Origin of the sequence: Vibrio sp. D417a, from assembly GCF_030248595.1 — a bacterium.
Classification (GTDB): domain Bacteria; phylum Pseudomonadota; class Gammaproteobacteria; order Enterobacterales; family Vibrionaceae; genus Vibrio; species Vibrio alginolyticus.
In genome coordinates this window covers 170,249-187,445 of sequence record NZ_JAHGAM010000019.1, presented here as the reverse complement: position 1 = coordinate 187,445, position 17,197 = coordinate 170,249, and the positions used below count along the sequence as shown (strand labels likewise).

Sequence of the window (17,197 nt, the reverse complement as noted above, 5' to 3'; positions counted from 1 at the left end):
TGGGAAGCTGGAGTAGTAGAATGGCTAAACGTTTATGTAAAATGAGTCGCAAACAGATCGCGGCAGAACTGGGTGATATCCATCGTTTAGTTGTCGCACCAAAATTCGTTTGTCGTTCTTGCGCACGATCTTCATCGGCCAAAGATACCCTTTGTAAGCCAGCCGCAATTCCTCCACAAAAATGCCAAGACAAGCCATTGAGTGAGCAACAAGCATGTGGCTTATTGGTTGAAGCTCTGCCATCACAAGCGATTCCAGTGACCACTAAACAAAGCAACGAAAAAGCCGCGATTGTGAAGCGTGTTGTTGAGCGCGTGAAAGAGAAAAAACAAGCCGAAAAATCTCCGGAGCCAGTAAGAGCCGACGCAGCAGTATGGTTTGATTTAGCGGATAAAAAATCGCTCAAGAAAGCGAAAAAAGCACTGAAAAAGCACTATAAGCAGCAAAAGAAGTTGCTAAAAGTGGCGAAAAAACAACAAAAGTTACTTAAGCGTCAGCGTAAACTGGAAGCGCGTAATGCGAAACTAGAAGTGTTGCTGCCAACGCCACCTAATGCTTTGATGAACGCAATCTCACAAGCCAAAGTGCATTAATCAAATAAAAAAACGCTCTCCAGTCGGAGAGCGTTTTTTATTGTCGAAATGTTTATAGGATTAGCTGCGTTACTTATTGGCGTAGCTCATCTCTACGCGCTTTTTCACCCAGGTTTCGTTAATCCATAGGGATAGCATGATGATCGCACCGCCAATGGCGAGTCGCATGACATCAACATCGCGGTTCCAAATCACAATGTTTACAATCAAGCCCGCCGGAACCAATGCATTGTTCATTACTGCCAGTGCACCTGCGTTCACCATAGTCGCGCCTTTGTTCCAAGCAAAGTAACCAAAACCAGAAGCAATCAACCCAAGGTATGTCAGAATGCCCCATTGTGTTGCAGTGGTAGGTAGTTTGTCGAGGTTACCCATGAGCGCGAAAGCCACGGTTGCTACACAAAGTGCACCTAAGTAGAAGTAGCCAAACACGGTGTGTTGTGGCAAATCGACGGGTTCACTCTCCATGATATATTTGTAGCCCACCTGACCGATGGCAAAGCAGAGGTTTGCTCCTTGTACGACCAAAAAGCCCAGTAGGAAATCTTCATTAATGCCTACAAATTTAATCCAGGCGGCACCAAATACAGCTATTGCTGCGGTAACTAAGTACCAAGGTGAAAAGCGACCTTTCAAGAAGTCATAGATTAGCGTGACGTAAATGGGTGTGAATACGGTGAACAGCAATACTTCTGGCACGGAAAGGAGCAAAAAAGATTGGTAGTAGAAGCAATACATCAAACCGAGCTGGAAGCCACCGACAGTCATCAGTTTCGCGATTAGGGATTTGCTAACGCCACGGAATTTCAAAAAGGGAATGAAAACCAAACTCGCCAGTGCCACGCGCATGAACACCGAGAACCAAGAATCAACCTGACCAGCGAGGTAAACGCCGATCAGGCTAAATGAGAATGCCCAAAGTAGGGTAACTGCGGATAGATAAGCCATGGATGAGAATCTTTATCAACAACAAATGTGCCCGCAGTCTAACCAAGTTTTATCGTTGCGCCAATCAGTCTTTTAGCGGTACGACCAGCATATCGACTGGTGAGCAGTTAATCAGCTGTCGAGTCGAAGATAGAATCTTGCTCCAGAAATCTTGGTGATGACCACAAACCACCAAATCAATGCTGTAGTCTTGAATGGTATCGCACAGCTCATTACTCAAATCGCCACTACCGACTAAAGTATGGGCAATTGGGTATTGCGCATATTCTGCGAAGTTTGCCAATTGTGTGCGCGATGCTTCCATTGCTTGATGTTGCGCTTCTGCCATATTGATATCGATAAGCCCGGTGTAGAGTTCTGCGTAGTTCACGTCGATGTGAATAAAAGAGACTTTCGCATCCAGAGGTTTAGCCAGTGATACGGCTTTCTTAATCAACACTTTACTGTCGTCTGAAAGGTCGACTGCCACAAGTATGTGTTTGTAACTCATATTGCTATCTCCTTGTAAGGTCATAGTTTTAGATTAGCACCAACCCCAAAAAAAATTTGCTGAAGTGATCTCATATCGGTGCCGTAGGTACAAAGTCTTGTCTCAGTAATCATGTTATAGTGGCGTTATACCCAAGTGACTTTGATATGCTGAAATAAGCGTAGTGTTACTGACTAGAGTTGAAGTGAAACTTCGCCGTGTCTGCCAGACCAAGCTATTCTCGCAGCGTCATTTATTTCGAGGTTACTTGGGTATATTGCATGCACAATAATAGGAGTTAACATGCTGTCTCAAACTATGGTCGAACAATTGAATGAGCAAATTAACCTAGAATTTTTCTCATCCAATCTATACTTACAAATGAGTGCTTGGTGTGAAGACAAAGGTTTTGAAGGTGCGGCTGAATTTTTACGCGCTCACGCCGTAGAAGAAATGGAGCACATGCAACGCCTATTCACTTACGTGAGTGAAACTGGCTCAATGCCAATCTTAGGCGCTATTGATGCGCCAAAGCATGACTTTGCGAGCCTAGGTGACGTTTTTCGCGAGACATTTGAACATGAGCAAATGATCACGGAAAAAATCAACAAACTGGCGCACGTTGCATTTACTAGCCAAGACTACTCAACGTTTAACTTCCTACAGTGGTACGTGTCAGAACAGCACGAAGAAGAGAAGTTGTTTAAAGGGATTTTAGATAAGATCGAACTGGTAGGTGAAGACGGTAAAGCGTTGTTCTTCATCGACAAAGATCTAGCACAAATGGCGAAAGAAGGTTCATCTTCAATCATGGATGCTCCAGCTGCGTAAACGCGTTTTGGGACGTTGTAAGTAGCGGGTAAAGACGAAGTGTTGATCGTCTTTTTCTCTTGAGCATTGTTGAAGATGTAGGGAGGAAAAGATGATCAGTGGAGACACAATCTTATTTGCGCTAATGGTGGTAACTGGAGTTAATATGGTCCGGTATCTCACCGCTCTTCGTTCTCTAATTTATATCATGCGTGAAGCGCATCCGCTGTTATATCAGCAAGTTGATGGTAATGGTTTTTTTACCACTCATGGAAATGTCACCAAGCAGGTGAGGTTGTATCACTACATTAAAAGTAAAGAATATCATCATCACCACGATGAAATTTTTACTGGTAAGTGTGAAAGAGTGCGTGAACTGTTTGTTCTATCGACCGCGTTGCTCGGCGTGACGCTACTTGCAGCCTTCATTCTCTAAGAGTCAATAATCTAGATAGTTGTTCTGTCTGAGATTTTGCGGACATACAGAGCGCTTAGAGTTTAAGCGCTTTTCCCTTTCGGTATTTGTCGGTAGAATGTCGCGCCTAGAAAGCAAGGATGTGCAATGTGCACATCCTTTTTTATTTTGATTCGATACCAATCAGTCTAAGAGCTACCGATGAGTAAGAAATTTGATGTTGTTGTAATTGGCGCAGGCGCAGCAGGTTTAATGTGTGCTGCAGAAGCAGGCAAGCGAGGCCGCCGTGTTTTGGTGCTCGATCATGCTAAAAAGCCAGGACGTAAAATCCTTATCTCGGGCGGTGGTCGTTGTAACTTCACTAACTACGACGTTTCAGCTAATCACTATTTGTGTCAAAACCCGCACTTTGTTAAGTCGGCGCTTTCCCAATACACTAACTGGGATTTCATCTCGATGGTGTGTAAACATGGCATTGAGTTCGAAGAGCGTGATCACGGCCAGTTGTTTTGTGTTGATGCATTTACGGCCAAAGATATCGTGAAGATGTTGTTAGCTGAGTGTGACATGCCGAACATCGAGCAGCGTTACCAATGCGATGTTCATTCGATTGAAAAAATTGATGAAGGCTTTCGTTTGCATGCTGGCACTGAGATTGTCGAATGTAAGTCTTTAGTTATCGCAACAGGTGGCTTGTCGATGCCAAAACTGGGGGCGACACCATTTGGTTATAAAGTCGCGGAACAATTTGGTCTTCGAGTTATCCCAACCACGGCAGGGCTTGTACCATTTACTCTGCATAAAGAAGACAAAGAAGACTTTGCTGAGTTATCTGGTATCGCGGTACCTGCGGAAATTACGGCTGAAGATGGCACCATGTTCAAAGAAGCCCTGTTGTTCACACATCGTGGGTTATCTGGTCCAGCAGTGTTACAGATTTCTTCATTTTGGCGGGCCGGACAAAAGGTGTTGATCAATCTTGTGCCAAACGATGATGTTGCTGAGTTATTAGAACGCAGTCGTGAGAAGCATCCAAATCAGTCACTCAAGAATACGCTTGCCAAAGTGCTGCCTAAGCGTCTGGTTGAAGTCTTAATTGAACGTAAAGAGTTAGTCGATAAACCGCTAAAACAGTTCAATCAAAAGGAGCTTGCGGCGATTGTGGAGCGTCTAGAGCATTGGGATATCGCCCCGAATGGCACTGAAGGCTACCGAACTGCGGAAGTGACACTCGGCGGTGTCGATACTGATCACTTATCCTCGAAAACCATGGAATGCAAAGACATTAAAGGGCTTTATTTTATTGGTGAAGTGATGGATGTGACTGGTTGGCTAGGGGGCTACAATTTTCAGTGGTGCTGGTCGAGCGGCTTTGTTGCGGGGCAGTGGGTTTAATCAAACACCAAACGCAGCCTAACTGCATAAAAGATAAGATACAAAAAGAGCACTGAATAAAAGTCAGTGCTCTTTTTGTATTCCCATAGCGAGTTACTCGTCTTGATACTTTTCGAGTTTGTTATAGAGCGTTTTCACGCTAATGCCTAACTCCTGCGCTGATTCCGTTTTATTGCCTTGATTCTCTTCAAGGGTATTGAGAATGGCGGCTTTTTCTAGCTCTTCTAGCGAAACGCCCGCCGGAACAAGGTCTTCGATGCTGGTGCCTGTTTCCAATGGTGGTGTGTCGAAGATAAGGTGTTCATCTCGGATGGTGTCATCAGCCAAAATAAATGCACGCTCGATCGTGTGTTTGAGCTCACGGACATTACCTGGCCAGTCGTGTGCAGCGATTTTTTGGATCGCAGAGTCAAGAATCGTTTTGGTTTTTGCCTCATTGGCGTTGCGGTGCGCAATAAAGTGCTTGGCCAGACCTACGATATCACCGCCTCGTTCTCGCAGTGGCGGTATCGTTAATGGGAAATGCGATAAGCGGAAAAACAGATCTTCACGCAGGAACTGCTCCTCAATGGCGATTTTAGGATCACGGTTTGTAGCAGCAATGATGCGAGTATTAGCGATATGAACTGTATTACTGCCAACTGGGCGATACTCTCCGGTTTCTAGCACCCGCAATAGCTTCACTTGATGCTCGATAGGCATCTCGGTGATTTCATCTAAAAATAGCGTGCCGCCCTCTGCCTGCTTAAATACACCTTGGTGAGTTTTATTTGCTCCGGTAAAAGCGCCTTTCTCATGGCCAAACAGTTCACTATCAACCAATTCAGGGCTAATGGCACCACAGTTAATCGCTATAAAGGGCTGTTGTTTACGCTCACTCGCTAAGTGGATGGTCTGCGCCACCAGTTCTTTGCCTGATCCACTTTCACCGACAATAAGGACGTTGGCTTCTGTTTTAGCAACGCGCCTGATCATACGATAGAGCTGATGCATCGGAGAGGAAGAGCCGACCAAAAGACCAAATTGGTCAAGATCGCTGGTGGACACTTTACGCCCTTGATCTTGTTTGTGTTGATAGTACTGGCTGACTTCGCTCAGGGTGTCCGTCAGAATGGCAATATCAACGGGCTTTCTGTAGTGAAAAATAGCACCCAAGTTCATCAGCTTATCCAAGTTCTCGTTTGGAGCGCCTGAGCTAATGATGATCAAGTCCATATCGTAGATGTCTTCGATATTAGAAAGACGTTGATAATCTGCACTAGTAAAGTGGGCGACTTCAACAATCGCAACTTCCGGTTTGAGTTGTAGGAAATCTTCAATCCATTGGTCTGCGGCATCGATGTCATGCAGACGAAATTTGTTCAGTTCCTGGCAAGAAGCGATGGCATTTTTAAGTGATGGATCTTGTATTCTTAGAAACAGGCTTGGCATCGACATAGAAATGTCCTCTTTACTATGACAGAAACAATGTACGTGGATTATTCTCACTTCACAAGACAAAATATTGTCAGCATAGATTTAAGGATTTGTTCGGTATTTTTATGTTGTTAGCCCCTTTTTGATATATATCGGTGAGAGCCATCAGTAGATATTTCCTTTTGTTCAGATTTTTATTTTTAAAATAATAATTTTGCTATTAATTGATCCTGGAGAAATAGCCTTTCTGTTTTATCAGGTTATTTCTGCACAAGTGGCGGAGGCTTTATCACCGATTAAAAATTACATTTTTTACGTGTAAATAATTCATGCTTATACTTTATTGCTCATCTCATTTTTACCTCTTTCCTTTATTAGTCACTTAAAAACAATGAGTTATAAAGTTGGCACATGGTTTGCTCCTAGGGAAGTGCAACGTCAATAAAGGAGAATTACCATGAATAACATCGCAGCTAAAATTGTACTTACGTCAGTTCTTGCTACTTCATCTACAGCAGTCTTAGCGAGTGATAAATGGGAAAAAGAATCCATGGACGCTTGGCTAGATGGTAAAGCTGAAACCACACTACTGCTAAACAGCAATCTCAACTCTTTTGATATCAATACCGATGTAGAGAATCAGGTCGTTACCCTTTCTGGTTCGGTAAACAATGATCTTGAAAAATCACTTGCCGAAGAGCTTGTTACTGGTCTTGATGGTGTGAAAAAAGTAAACAACGAATTGTCAGTAGTGAATGAAGGCAAGAAAGAAACTGATTCAGAAGCTTTAGCTACACTGACCGATTCTAAAATCACGACTATAGTTAAAACGCGCCTACTAATGGATACCAATGTGAGTGGTACGGATATTGATGTAACGACAGAACGCAAAACGGTAACGTTGGCAGGTAAAGTTAATTCAGATGCGGAGCATGATCTTGCAATTTCAATTGCAAATAACACCAATGACGTAAATAAGGTGATTGATAAGCTAGAAGTGGTTCAATAATAGCGAGCCGAGTGATTTAACCCACTTTTATTAGGAGGTAACACTATGGTTCGTTGGATGTTTATTTTTCTGGCACTGGCACTAATTTCTGCACTATTAGGCTTTACCGGTATTGCAGGAGCTGCTGCCTCTATCGCGCAAGTGATATTTTACCTATTCCTATTGTCATTAATTGTATCAATAGTGATTGTTCTGCTGGGAAGAAAAAACGTAAATAGATAGGAGATTCCATGCGACTTACGTCATTTATTTACCGTATCGCCGCAGTATTCGGTTTGGTGTTTGCGTTGGCAGCTTGTAGTGAAGAAGGGCCAATGGAACAGGCCGGCAAAAAGATAGATGAAGCCGCCGAAGAAACCCAAAATGCGATTGAAGATGAATGTGAAAACATTAAAGAAAACCTAAACGCTGAAGACCAAGATTGTTAGCCGAATCAGGTTAGGTTTTTTACGCATAGCTATGTAAGAGAGGGGCGGTCAATCACCGCCCTTCCTTTTGTCCCAATTGTTTACAATCAGATAAGGAGTCAAAGATGAAAAACATATTTGATGTACTGAAAGAGAGTCATGAAAAGCAGCGCCTTTTACTCGATGCTCTGATGGAAACGTCTGGAGATTCCCCCGCTCGTGAAGAGTTTTACCACAACCTTAAAGAGGAACTCGAACAGCACGCAGCGGCAGAAGAGCGATTTTTCTACGCGCCTTTAATAGATAGCGATAAGACCATTGATCTCACTCGCCATGGCATCGCAGAGCATCATGAAATTGATAAAGTGATTGCACAGCTTGATGCAACCGATATGAGCTCGCCAGCGTGGCTCAACCTAATGAAAACCTTGCGTCACAAAGTGTTGCACCATCTTGAGGAAGAAGAGCAGCGTTTCTTCCAGTTAGCCGGTAAGGTAATGACCGATAAGCAGAAAATGAAACTAGCGGATGGTTATGTTGAAGAGATGGCAAGCTAGGTAGAGTGTTGGACCTTTTCGTGCCATTTCGGCACGGGAAGGCACTCAATCAAGGCGTTTACTCAAGTTCATGTATCCAAGCTCAATCCCCCGCGTATTCTAACTTCCACTAAAAAGTGCACTCGTTGAAGGCAAGGAGAGCGAATGTTTATCATCAAATATTATATTCTTGGCGCTCTGATCAGTTTATTGGCCGCTATCTATACGCCTCAAATTATCGTTAGTTTGCTGTTCTTGTGGATATCTCTTTCTTTAGCGTTGGTCAGCGTAGCCTACGTATTCGACATTCCCTCTATTTTTAGAAAAAACCAAGATGGCAAGATTGTCAGATGGATTCGCTGGGCATTCATCCCATTTTTATTGGGGGCTAGAGCGTATAACGCCTGGGAAAGACGGCGTGATACTGTACCTCCAATCCAAAAAGTCAGCGACAATTTATACCTATCTCGCCGTTTGTTTCAGAGTGACTTAGATTTTCTCGAATCCAATGAGATCTCTTGTATTGTCGATGTCACCGCAGAATTTGCAGGCCTTGAAAGCGCGATGACCGACAAGCAGTTTCATTACCTTTCGATTCCGGTACTCGACCACAAAGCTCCAACGCTAGAGCGCCTGCGCCATGCGATTAACTGGATTGATACTCAAATCTCGTGCTCGCGGGCCGTGGTTGTGCATTGTGCGTTAGGGCGTGGTCGTTCAGTGTTTGTTGTGGCGGCGTATTTACTGAGCAAAGACCCGTCACTGACGGTTGAATCCGTGATGAAAAAAATCAATGACGTACGTAGTACCGCGAGATTGAATAAATTACAGATTAGGACGTTACGAGCGATCAGTGAAAAAGGCGTACTGGGGCTGGATCAATCCACTTGGATGGTGGTTAACCCTGTTGCAGGTGGCGGCAAATGGGAGGAAAACGAACAGCACTTGATTCGTGAGCTAACCAAAAAATATCGCTTGAGTATTCATCAAACCACCACAAACCTCAGCGCCGAGCAGCTAACACAACAGGCAAAAGAAAGTGGAGCTAAGCAAATCATCGTAGCTGGTGGCGATGGCACAGTAACAGAGGTGGCTAGCCAATTGGTGGATACCGACCTAAAACTCGGTATTGTTCCGCTCGGAACTGCCAATGCGTTATGTCATGTGCTCTATGGCGTTGGCGCCAAATTCTCACCGGTCGAAAAAGCGTGTGAAGCGTTGCTTGGCGGACACTGCCAACGTATTGATACTGCGGAATGTAATCAGCGGCTTATTTTGTTGGTCTTAGGCATTGGGCTAGAACAGAAAATGATCGAGCACGCTCAGCGAGAAGAGAAAAATGTTTTTGGACAACTCGCTTACCTCACCGGCTTTTTTAATGCTGTAGTGGCGGAAGAAACGCAAGCTTTAACCGTTTCGTTAGACGCTCCAACTGAAGATGGAAAATACGACAATAATACACAAACGCTTGAAGTCCATAGTTTTGTCGTTGCGAATATCGCTCCATTTAGTACGTTGCTTGCCCAAGGTGGTGATGCGCCGCAGCCTGATGATGGCAAGCTGCATATCACATATTTAGATAACACCGAGTCTTTAGGCGGACGTCTTATCGCATTGTCGGATCTGACATTAACGAGCGTAGGCGCACAGGAAGAATCGACACATTTTCAATACGCGACGGCTCAGAGCGTCACTATTTCTGCGAATAAACCGATTGAGTATGTGATTGATGGTGAACTGTATTCTGATGAGCAACTGGCAATCAAGCTGCGTCCAAAGTCATTGAACGTATTTGTTCCAAGCCAGAGACGTAAATCAGCTTCGCTTTAACACAGATAATCCGCGGATAACGCGCCATTTGCTTCGTATTCTACATGGCGCTTTTTCTGTGTTGTTTGATGATTTGGTGTGCGTCGTAAAAAGGCTATCAAGGTCGCTGCGTAGTAGATGCAGCGGCTTTTTTCTATCTGCACCTTTTACTAGGTTGATTGGGGATGTGGTTTAAACAAAGTGAAAGAAAGAAGGGCGAGTATAATTACTCACCCTGAGGTAAGTGCTTTTCAATTTCATCGTTTTCAACTTGTAAAGCAGCTAACCAATAAGAAACAAGTGCGGTTAAGTTGGTGTCGTCAATGGCTCTAAGCAGGGCTTTTAAATCATCTAACAGTAATTTATTCATAAAATGCATTTCTTTGTAATTGCCTAACTCGGCAACGCCGTATTCGGTGGCATTTTCTGCAATGAATTGTTCACCATCTTGATCGAAGAACAGCTTCGCCATCTTTTTGATCATCACTTTTTCTATTTTCACGAATCGATATGCCGCTCTTGCGAGTGTCATATGTGATTGCGGGTTAACGAGAGGCAAACACGTTTGGCGATGGTGTGTCATTTTTACGAGTAGCTCCCTTACTCGATTGTTATCCAATGTCATAGTGACCTCTTTATTTATGACTATTGTCGTGGGACATTTCTCGTGATGGTTATGTTAATGCGCCTGTGGGCTTGTCAGAAATGGCCAAAGCAAGTTGGCCATTTCTTTGATCAATACCGAGCTTTATTGCAAAGGCGACCACCAAGTTTTAGCTAATAAGGCTGATGCTGCTGAGTTTTTCTTTGCAGCTTTTTATATCGCTACGAACTTTCAGCAGAACCGAGTTATCCGCCTGCTCTGGGTGGGAAGTAATCAAATTCTCAATCTCTTTGAGTACCTTGCTTTCGACACCTTCAAGCTGTTCTAAATACATAGACTCTTTGTCAGAGGACACTTCCTTCATCACGTCGCTGTAGACCTCACGCGCCTTGATGGTGTAGGAAACCGGAGTGTCGTCGGCAGATTCTTCATTGTTACTTGCTAGAGAGTAGGGAGTGAGCTCAATGACTGCACGCTCACGTACTCTGAGCAGTTCTACCAACACATTATTCAAAGAAGTGTTGTCGATGTTCTCGATGGCCTTGTTGTAAATTTCATTTCCGCTTTCGATAAGCTCAATGATTGAGGCGATGTTTTCATTTTTCATATGCCACTCCTTATTTACTGGTGATAGGGGTGTTTGAGCGTATGGAATACAAACACGATGTTTCGTCTTCAGTTGCAGGTTGTATGCCAATGAACTTTAAGTCTTATTAATCAGTGATTTAATATCTTGTTTTGCAATAACTTGCTAACAGTCGGTAAGGCGCTAAGAAAAAATTACAAGAATGGCGGGGAAAGCTTGGAAAGAATTACACGTACAGATACGGTTTTTTATCGAAACAAAAATAAAATAAATAAAAAACAATAACTTAAAATTCTGGCATGGATATGGCTTTGTAGGGAGTAAGTGAGGTCAAACATTGTTTCACTTGATTCACTATTCAACTCATTAATGGAGGCTAGTTATGGCTACTACAAAAGAAAGCACAGTAAAACCTCAAGAGCAGTTAGAAGAAGCATATCACTTAGCGGAACAAGCCACGACGGAAGCCGTTGGCGCGATGAAAGATCAAGCCAAAGAGAAGCTGGATGTCGGTGCACAGCAAGTTCAGCAGGCGACTAAGTCGGCAGAAAATGTAATCAAGGAGCGCCCATTGCTGAGCATAGGCTGTGCCTTCCTTGCTGGTTGGGCGGTTTCGAAGCTGATCAAATAATAGTGGTCACCAAGGATTAAGCCACACAACAGAAAGGCGAGGCTTCACATGAATAACTCAGGGCAAGTTACCAATCAGCAATCAGGCTCGGCGGCTTCAGACAGCGGCCGAGCCCCTGACGGGGCAGAAGAACAGGATATCCAACAAACCATTAATGGTTTGAGCAGCATTCTTGCACAATTGGACCAACTGACGAAATCGCTAAAAGCATGGTCAGGTTCAACGTTGGATTTGTTCCTCTTGGAAATGAAAGTTAACGTGTCCGCAGTGCGTCAGATTTTGCTGTGTACCGTTGTTTTTACCCTATTGTCGGTATTGTTCGTATTCAGTTTGTGCCTTGCCTCTGGGGTGGTGGCTTATCAGTTAACTGCCAACGTGTATGTTGCCGTGGGTGTCTTTATCACATCATTAGGCGTGGCATTATTTGCTTTAGCCTGGTGGCAGAAGCGTTTAGTTGGATTTCTTGGATTCAAAAATACGACAGAACAATTACAGGAGGGGTGGGATGCGCTCGTTACAAAAGCTCAATCGAGCCATGCGGATCAAGCGGATGGAAGGTAAAGCGTCTCTAGAGCAATGCTGTTTGTCGATGGAAATGTTCACGTTTACCACCAAGAAGTTTGTGAGAGAAAACCCTTGGACGACATTAGGCATTAGTGCTGTCGTTGCCGTTACCGCAGCAAAAGCAGGTCGATTGTCTCGACTGACTTCTTCTATTTCGTCAATGGGGCTATTGGTTAGCAGCGTGTCTGATATTACCGATTCGCTCACAAAGCCGGTCGCGGCAGCTTCTCTGGATGAGTCAGGTGCGGAGCAAAATGGAAATGCAGCAACACAAGTAAGCAACGCTGCGACGACAGAGGGCGAACCACTCTAATAGCGGATTTCACCGCAAAATTTTCTTACCGATTCTGAGCTTATTATGACAGCGAAATTGAACATTCCTGCCAACACTGCGATTGGTGCAACGCTTCTCGTCCTGTTACTCGTCCCAGGGCTGTATTTTGCCAAGCCAATATTGTTACCTATTGTGCTTAGCACCTTTATTTCTCTGCTGTGCAGTCCTTTCATTAATTATCTTGAAGACAAAGGCTTACCACGTGCTATTACCGTCGTGTTGACACTGTCATTCCTCGTTGGCGCTTCAATTATTGGTCTTGTCGCCATGTCGGAGCCCGCCAAGCAATGGTGGTCTGAGCTGCCCAGTATCGTGAAAAATGTGTCGCAAGAAGTGAGTGAAGTGACTAAAGCTTCGGCTGATCACCTTAATACTCCATTGAATATCGCCAACGATATGAGTATGGATGAGGTCGGGAACAACACCGTATTTTCTTTGGTAAAAACGCTCGCGACCACTACGCCGACGATTTTGACACAAGCGATGATCGTGCTGTTTATGGTTTACTTTATGCTCAATCATGGACGAAGCTTATTTCGAAAGTCAGTGTCTTACCTACATGGGTTCGCCAAACAGCGCCAAGCGATTGAGTTGGTCAAAGCGCTACAGAAAGACCTATCTCGATACATTGGCACCATCACTTTAGTGAATGCGGGGCTGGGGTTGAGTGTTGGGGCCGTGTTTTTTGTTCTAGGCCTTGAAGATCCATTTCTATGGGGCGCATTTGCAGGCGTGATGAATTTTGCGCCGTACCTCGGCCCTGTCATATCCATGGTGAGCTTTGGCTTTGTTGCTTATCTTCAGTTGGAGTCGGTCAGTTTTATGCTGACGGTGGTGTCTATCTATTTACTGCTCAATTTGATTGAAAGTCAGTTTGTTACACCAACACTATTGGGGAAAAGGTTTAACTTAAACCCGTTAGTGATTTTTGTTTGGCTTGTTTTTTGGGGCTGGCTTTGGGGCGGAATGGGACTATTGATCGGTGTGCCGTTGCTGGTTTGTATCAATATTTTGGTCGATCGTCTAGAGCTATGCCAATCAACCCAAAATCAAGCAAAACAAATCACCTCCGCGGACGTGGCACCGCGAGAGTGACTTGAGGGTCAAGCTGGTTCAACGAAACAGTTTTTCAGCGCTCACTGGCTGACTAAACAAATATCCCTGACCATAAATACAGCCTTTTTCGAATAAATAATCGGCTTGTTCCCGAGTTTCTATCCCTTCCGCGACGACTTTCAACGACAGCGTTTTTCCCATGGCAATAATGGCATTCACAATCGCGTTGCTGTCGCTATTACTTGGGACATCACTGACAAATGAGCGGTCAATTTTCAGTTTGTTGATTGGCAAACCTTTCAAGTAAGACAAAGACGAATAGCCAGTTCCAAAGTCATCCAGAGAAATCTCAATACCCAGTTCTCGTAATTGATTTAACGATGCAATGGCTTGTTGAGGGTCGATCAGTAAAAAGCTCTCTGTGATCTCCAAATCTAACCGTTGGGCAGGGTATCCGGTGTTATCGAGGATAGTACTTAATCGCTGAATGAAATTTGACTGCTGAAGCTGCAACGCAGAAACATTGACGGCGATTTTGCCAAACTCGATGCCTTGGTCCAGCCAAGCATTACCTTGCAAACAAGCTTGTTGTAACACCCACTCACCAATGCTTTGAATCAGCCCTGTTTTTTCTGCAATTGGAATAAAGTCTGCTGGTGGTACAAGGCCAAACTCTGGATGCTGCCAGCGTAATAAAGCTTCCACGCCGACAATCGTATTTTGTTCCAAGTTGTATTGCGGTTGGAACTCTAACCGGAGTTGTTGTTTTTCTATTGCTTGATGCAAAGCGGATTGAATGCGTACATGGGATACGGATTTATCGGTCAAATCCGGTGAGTAAAACGCGTAGCCGTTGCGTCCATTTTTCTTCGCTAAGTACATCGCAGTGTCTGCGTTTTTCAGTAAGGTTTCACTGTCTTGACCGTCTCTTGGGTACAAGGCAATACCAATACTGGTCGAGACACGAAGTGAGTCGTGATTTGCTAAGTCGAATGGTTGCTGGAATACGCTTAGAATATCGCCGACGGTTTCCAGTAAGGCAACATCACTATGGATGTCTGGCAAAATAATCACAAATTCATCGCCGCCAATACGAGCCACATGCGCATTGAGGTGAAGCACATCTTGCAGACGAATCGCTAACTTAGACAGCAATTGGTCACCACAGAAGTGGCCCATGCTATCGTTGATGTGTTTGAAATGGTCGATATCTAAGAATAGGGTGGCAAACGTCTGCTGGTTTTTGTGTCCGGTTTCGATGTGTTGTTCGAGTAAGCTGAGTAAATGGGTGCGATTAGGTAGATTGGTTAATGGATCGTAAAAAGCCATGCGCTGCAGCTTTTCTTCGTGTGCCTTACGCACAGAGATATCTTCAAACACACAAATGTAGTTAATAAGGTGGTTTTTATCGTCCATTACGGCGCTAATGGTCGCTAATTGCGGATAAATGCTGCCATCTTTCTTTCTGTTGATGAATTCGCCTTTCCATTGGCCTTTGTTTTCGAGTTGATGCCACAACTGTTGATAGAAACCTTGATCATGATGGCCTGAGCGCAGAATTCGTGGGTTTTTTCCTATCACCTCTTCAGAGCGGTAACCTGTAATTTGGGTAAAAGCCGTGTTTACATCAATGATGTTGGCATTGCGGTCTGTAATGACCATGCCTTCTTGCGAATTGTTGAAAATTTGGGACGCTAAGGAGAGCTGCGTTTCTACCATTTTTCGGCGGGTGATGTTACGTGTCATCCCCAGAATGCCGATTAAGTTTCCCGCATGATCACGGACAGGAGACTTAATGGTTTCTAGCCAAGTGGGGTTATTGTTTTCATCAATTTGACGGCATTCTTCAACAATATTTTGCGTGCCAGTGGCTACCACCAATTTATCGGCATCAATGAATTTTTCCGCACGTTCATGGCTAAACAGAGCAAAATCGTCTTTGCCAATGATTTCACTGTTGGTTTTTTGCCACGCATTTTCTACGCTTCGGTTGGTCATCGAATAAAGACCATCCATGCCTTTTATCCATACGTGGTCTTCAAGGCAGTCGATAAACTCTTGTAGTGTTGGTGTTGGCTTTATTTCCGCGCTTTGATGTCGCGTTTGTTCTTGCTGACAGTGCAAGTTGATATCAAAGCTGATCCGCCCCGCGATTGCGCTTAGCCATGCCGAAACAACCGTTGATTGATCATTAGGGTGAGTCAGTGTCAGTACGGCAAGCAATTCGCCATTAGGTAGCCAAATCGGTCCAATGCTCAAGGTTTGCTCTTCAAAGGGGGTATGGCTAACTGTAAAATCTGTCGGCGTAAAGTGATCGACAACTTGCGTTATCACATCGACGATAGCACGATGATTTTGGGTTGAGGTGGACACCTCAGTCGATAGCCACTGCTGAGTATCGCTCAGAGTATAAAGCTGTCCCTGAGCTTGAGTTACATTACAGCATTGTCGCAGAACGTGTTGCCAGTCTGCCATCAAAGGCGAAGGAATAGCGAAGCGAAACATAATTAATAACGAGTCCTAAATCGCCCAAAGGTAATTATATTAGAATCTAGCGTAAGCTATTGGGCTTTGTGAGTATCGTATCCAACGCGTAGCTAAATCCTAGCAGCGTAAAGTGCTTTCTATCATTAAAATGTTATCTATATCTCTTTTTTATCCAACTTATTGCATCGTTTTTTAGGGCTTTTGATAGGTGATTAAGAAGCGTTTACCGCTTTGGTTTTCTTGCCCCATGAGACTTGCTGAATGACTAAGCCACTGATGATCAATACCAGGCCAATCAAGGTTGAAGGATGAATTTCCTCGCCGATGATGGTAGCTAACAACATGAGTGAGATAAATGGAGAAGCAAAGATCAGATTACTGATACGCGCGGTGTTTTGCGTTGATTTGAGTGCGCTCAGCCACAAAACGAAAGTGATCCCCATTTCAAACAGTCCGACATACGTCACCGCTGCCCAGCCTTTAGCTGAGATTGCCTGCCAGCTCGCACCTTCATAAAGACTTAAACCAATGGCGAATGGAATAGCGACCAAAAAGCCGAGCAGAACGCCAACCACAGGGTCGGCCTTATTTTTGGTATTTAAAATCCAGTAACCGGCCCACAGCAGCGTTGATAGCAGCGCAAGACCAACACCCAACGGGCTCTCAAACTCCATGCCTAAAAGATTGCCTTGCGTGGCAATCACTATCACGCCGACATAACTAAAACCGCAAGCCAGCCAGTCCTTACCACGGATCTTTTGTCCTAAGAAAACAGCGGCCATTAGCGTTAAGGTGATGGCCCAGCTGTAGTTGATCGCTTGAGCCTGAGATGCGGGCAGCAAGTCATATGCTTTGAACAGAATAACGTAATACGCCAAAGGGTTAATCAACCCAAGCAGTAGGTAATACCAAGGGTTTGAGAAAAATGTAGCGCTTAACTGGCCCAGTTTACCTTGCACACCACAGATTACTGTTAGCGCAATCGCAGAGACGATGCTGGCAATGCATAGCATTTGAATCGGCGTAAATTCTGCCAACGTGAGTTTAAATGCGGTTGCAACGGTAGACCAAAGTAATACTGCTGAGAGCCCAAATCCTAGGGCGCGACGCTCGTTCATGATGCCTCTG

General features: G+C 44.4%; 20 protein-coding genes. 13 read left to right on the top strand and 7 right to left on the bottom strand.

Annotation, left to right across the window (positions count from 1 at the left end):
* The first annotated feature begins 20 nt into the window (after positions 1-20).
* The gene (locus tag KI742_RS18735; protein ID WP_262645638.1) at positions 21-593 is read left to right on the top strand and encodes a hypothetical protein; all 573 of its coding nucleotides are present in this window, start codon (positions 21-23) and stop codon (positions 591-593) included.
* A gap of 69 nt (positions 594-662) precedes the next feature.
* On the opposite strand, the gene KI742_RS18730 is transcribed toward KI742_RS18735, so the two are convergent.
* Together KI742_RS18730 and uspA are read right to left on the bottom strand one after the other, a co-directional pair.
* On the bottom strand, positions 663-1,541 hold the full coding sequence (locus KI742_RS18730) for a DMT family transporter (RefSeq protein WP_285385027.1): 879 nt from the start codon (positions 1,539-1,541) through the stop codon (positions 663-665).
* Positions 1,542-1,605: 64 nt separating this feature from the next.
* Positions 1,606-2,031, bottom strand: coding sequence for a universal stress protein UspA (gene uspA / locus KI742_RS18725; RefSeq protein ID WP_005379165.1), 426 nt, complete (start codon positions 2,029-2,031; stop codon positions 1,606-1,608).
* A 282-nt stretch (positions 2,032-2,313) separates the two neighbouring features.
* Between uspA and ftnA the strand changes: the two genes are divergently transcribed.
* From ftnA to KI742_RS18710, 3 genes are all read left to right on the top strand, one after another.
* The gene (ftnA, locus tag KI742_RS18720; RefSeq protein WP_005379167.1) at positions 2,314-2,841 is read left to right on the top strand and encodes a non-heme ferritin; all 528 of its coding nucleotides are present in this window, start codon (positions 2,314-2,316) and stop codon (positions 2,839-2,841) included.
* A gap of 91 nt (positions 2,842-2,932) precedes the next feature.
* Positions 2,933-3,256, top strand: coding sequence for a universal stress protein UspB (gene uspB / locus KI742_RS18715; RefSeq protein WP_005379169.1), 324 nt, complete (start codon positions 2,933-2,935; stop codon positions 3,254-3,256).
* Positions 3,257-3,436: 180 nt separating this feature from the next.
* Positions 3,437-4,630: an NAD(P)/FAD-dependent oxidoreductase gene (locus KI742_RS18710; RefSeq protein ID WP_285385028.1), complete on the top strand. Its 1,194-nt coding sequence runs from the start codon at positions 3,437-3,439 to the stop codon at positions 4,628-4,630.
* A 93-nt stretch (positions 4,631-4,723) separates the two neighbouring features.
* Here the strand turns inward: KI742_RS18710 and KI742_RS18705 are convergent, their stop codons facing one another.
* Entirely contained in the window at positions 4,724-6,067 is a 1,344-nt protein-coding gene (locus KI742_RS18705) for a sigma-54-dependent Fis family transcriptional regulator (protein ID WP_005382945.1), read from the bottom strand.
* A 436-nt stretch (positions 6,068-6,503) separates the two neighbouring features.
* Between KI742_RS18705 and KI742_RS18700 the strand changes: the two genes are divergently transcribed.
* From KI742_RS18700 to KI742_RS18680, 5 genes are all read left to right on the top strand, one after another.
* Complete coding sequence (locus KI742_RS18700; protein WP_005379174.1) at positions 6,504-7,055, top strand: BON domain-containing protein; 552 nt, start codon at positions 6,504-6,506, stop codon at positions 7,053-7,055.
* Between the two features lie 45 nt (positions 7,056-7,100).
* Entirely contained in the window at positions 7,101-7,277 is a 177-nt protein-coding gene (locus KI742_RS18695; RefSeq protein ID WP_005379177.1) for a DUF1328 family protein, read from the top strand.
* 8 nt (positions 7,278-7,285) lie between these two features.
* Entirely contained in the window at positions 7,286-7,483 is a 198-nt protein-coding gene (locus tag KI742_RS18690) for a hypothetical protein (RefSeq protein ID WP_005379178.1), read from the top strand.
* A gap of 104 nt (positions 7,484-7,587) precedes the next feature.
* Positions 7,588-8,019, top strand: coding sequence for a hemerythrin domain-containing protein (locus KI742_RS18685; protein ID WP_005379185.1), 432 nt, complete (start codon positions 7,588-7,590; stop codon positions 8,017-8,019).
* Positions 8,020-8,163: 144 nt separating this feature from the next.
* Positions 8,164-9,828, top strand: a complete 1,665-nt coding sequence (locus KI742_RS18680; RefSeq protein WP_137281623.1) for a diacylglycerol kinase family protein — start codon at positions 8,164-8,166, stop codon at positions 9,826-9,828.
* A 205-nt stretch (positions 9,829-10,033) separates the two neighbouring features.
* On the opposite strand, the gene KI742_RS18675 is transcribed toward KI742_RS18680, so the two are convergent.
* Together KI742_RS18675 and KI742_RS18670 are read right to left on the bottom strand one after the other, a co-directional pair.
* Entirely contained in the window at positions 10,034-10,432 is a 399-nt protein-coding gene (locus KI742_RS18675) for a hypothetical protein (protein ID WP_005379193.1), read from the bottom strand.
* A gap of 148 nt (positions 10,433-10,580) precedes the next feature.
* Positions 10,581-11,018, bottom strand: a complete 438-nt coding sequence (locus tag KI742_RS18670) for a DUF2383 domain-containing protein (RefSeq protein WP_005379194.1) — start codon at positions 11,016-11,018, stop codon at positions 10,581-10,583.
* A gap of 361 nt (positions 11,019-11,379) precedes the next feature.
* Here KI742_RS18670 and KI742_RS18665 point away from each other — a divergent pair, with 361 nt between their 5' ends.
* The 4 genes from KI742_RS18665 to KI742_RS18650 are packed head-to-tail and all read left to right on the top strand — an operon-like array spanning position 11,380 to position 13,621.
* Entirely contained in the window at positions 11,380-11,628 is a 249-nt protein-coding gene (locus KI742_RS18665) for a hypothetical protein (protein ID WP_005379196.1), read from the top strand.
* 48 nt (positions 11,629-11,676) lie between these two features.
* On the top strand, positions 11,677-12,189 hold the full coding sequence (locus tag KI742_RS18660) for a hypothetical protein (RefSeq protein WP_137281624.1): 513 nt from the start codon (positions 11,677-11,679) through the stop codon (positions 12,187-12,189).
* Positions 12,179-12,505: a hypothetical protein gene (locus KI742_RS18655; protein ID WP_086046426.1), complete on the top strand. Its 327-nt coding sequence runs from the start codon at positions 12,179-12,181 to the stop codon at positions 12,503-12,505. Before KI742_RS18660 ends, KI742_RS18655 begins: the two co-directional genes overlap by 11 nt.
* Positions 12,506-12,550: 45 nt before the next feature.
* A complete protein-coding gene (locus KI742_RS18650) occupies positions 12,551-13,621 on the top strand; it encodes an AI-2E family transporter (RefSeq protein WP_137281625.1) in 1,071 nt (356 codons plus the stop codon).
* Positions 13,622-13,639: 18 nt separating this feature from the next.
* Here KI742_RS18650 and KI742_RS18645 read toward each other — a convergent pair whose 3' ends face one another.
* Together KI742_RS18645 and KI742_RS18640 are read right to left on the bottom strand one after the other, a co-directional pair.
* Entirely contained in the window at positions 13,640-16,087 is a 2,448-nt protein-coding gene (locus tag KI742_RS18645) for an EAL domain-containing protein (protein WP_158173552.1), read from the bottom strand.
* 194 nt (positions 16,088-16,281) lie between these two features.
* Complete coding sequence (locus tag KI742_RS18640) at positions 16,282-17,187, bottom strand: DMT family transporter (protein ID WP_213912308.1); 906 nt, start codon at positions 17,185-17,187, stop codon at positions 16,282-16,284.
* Positions 17,188-17,197: the final 10 nt, after the last annotated feature.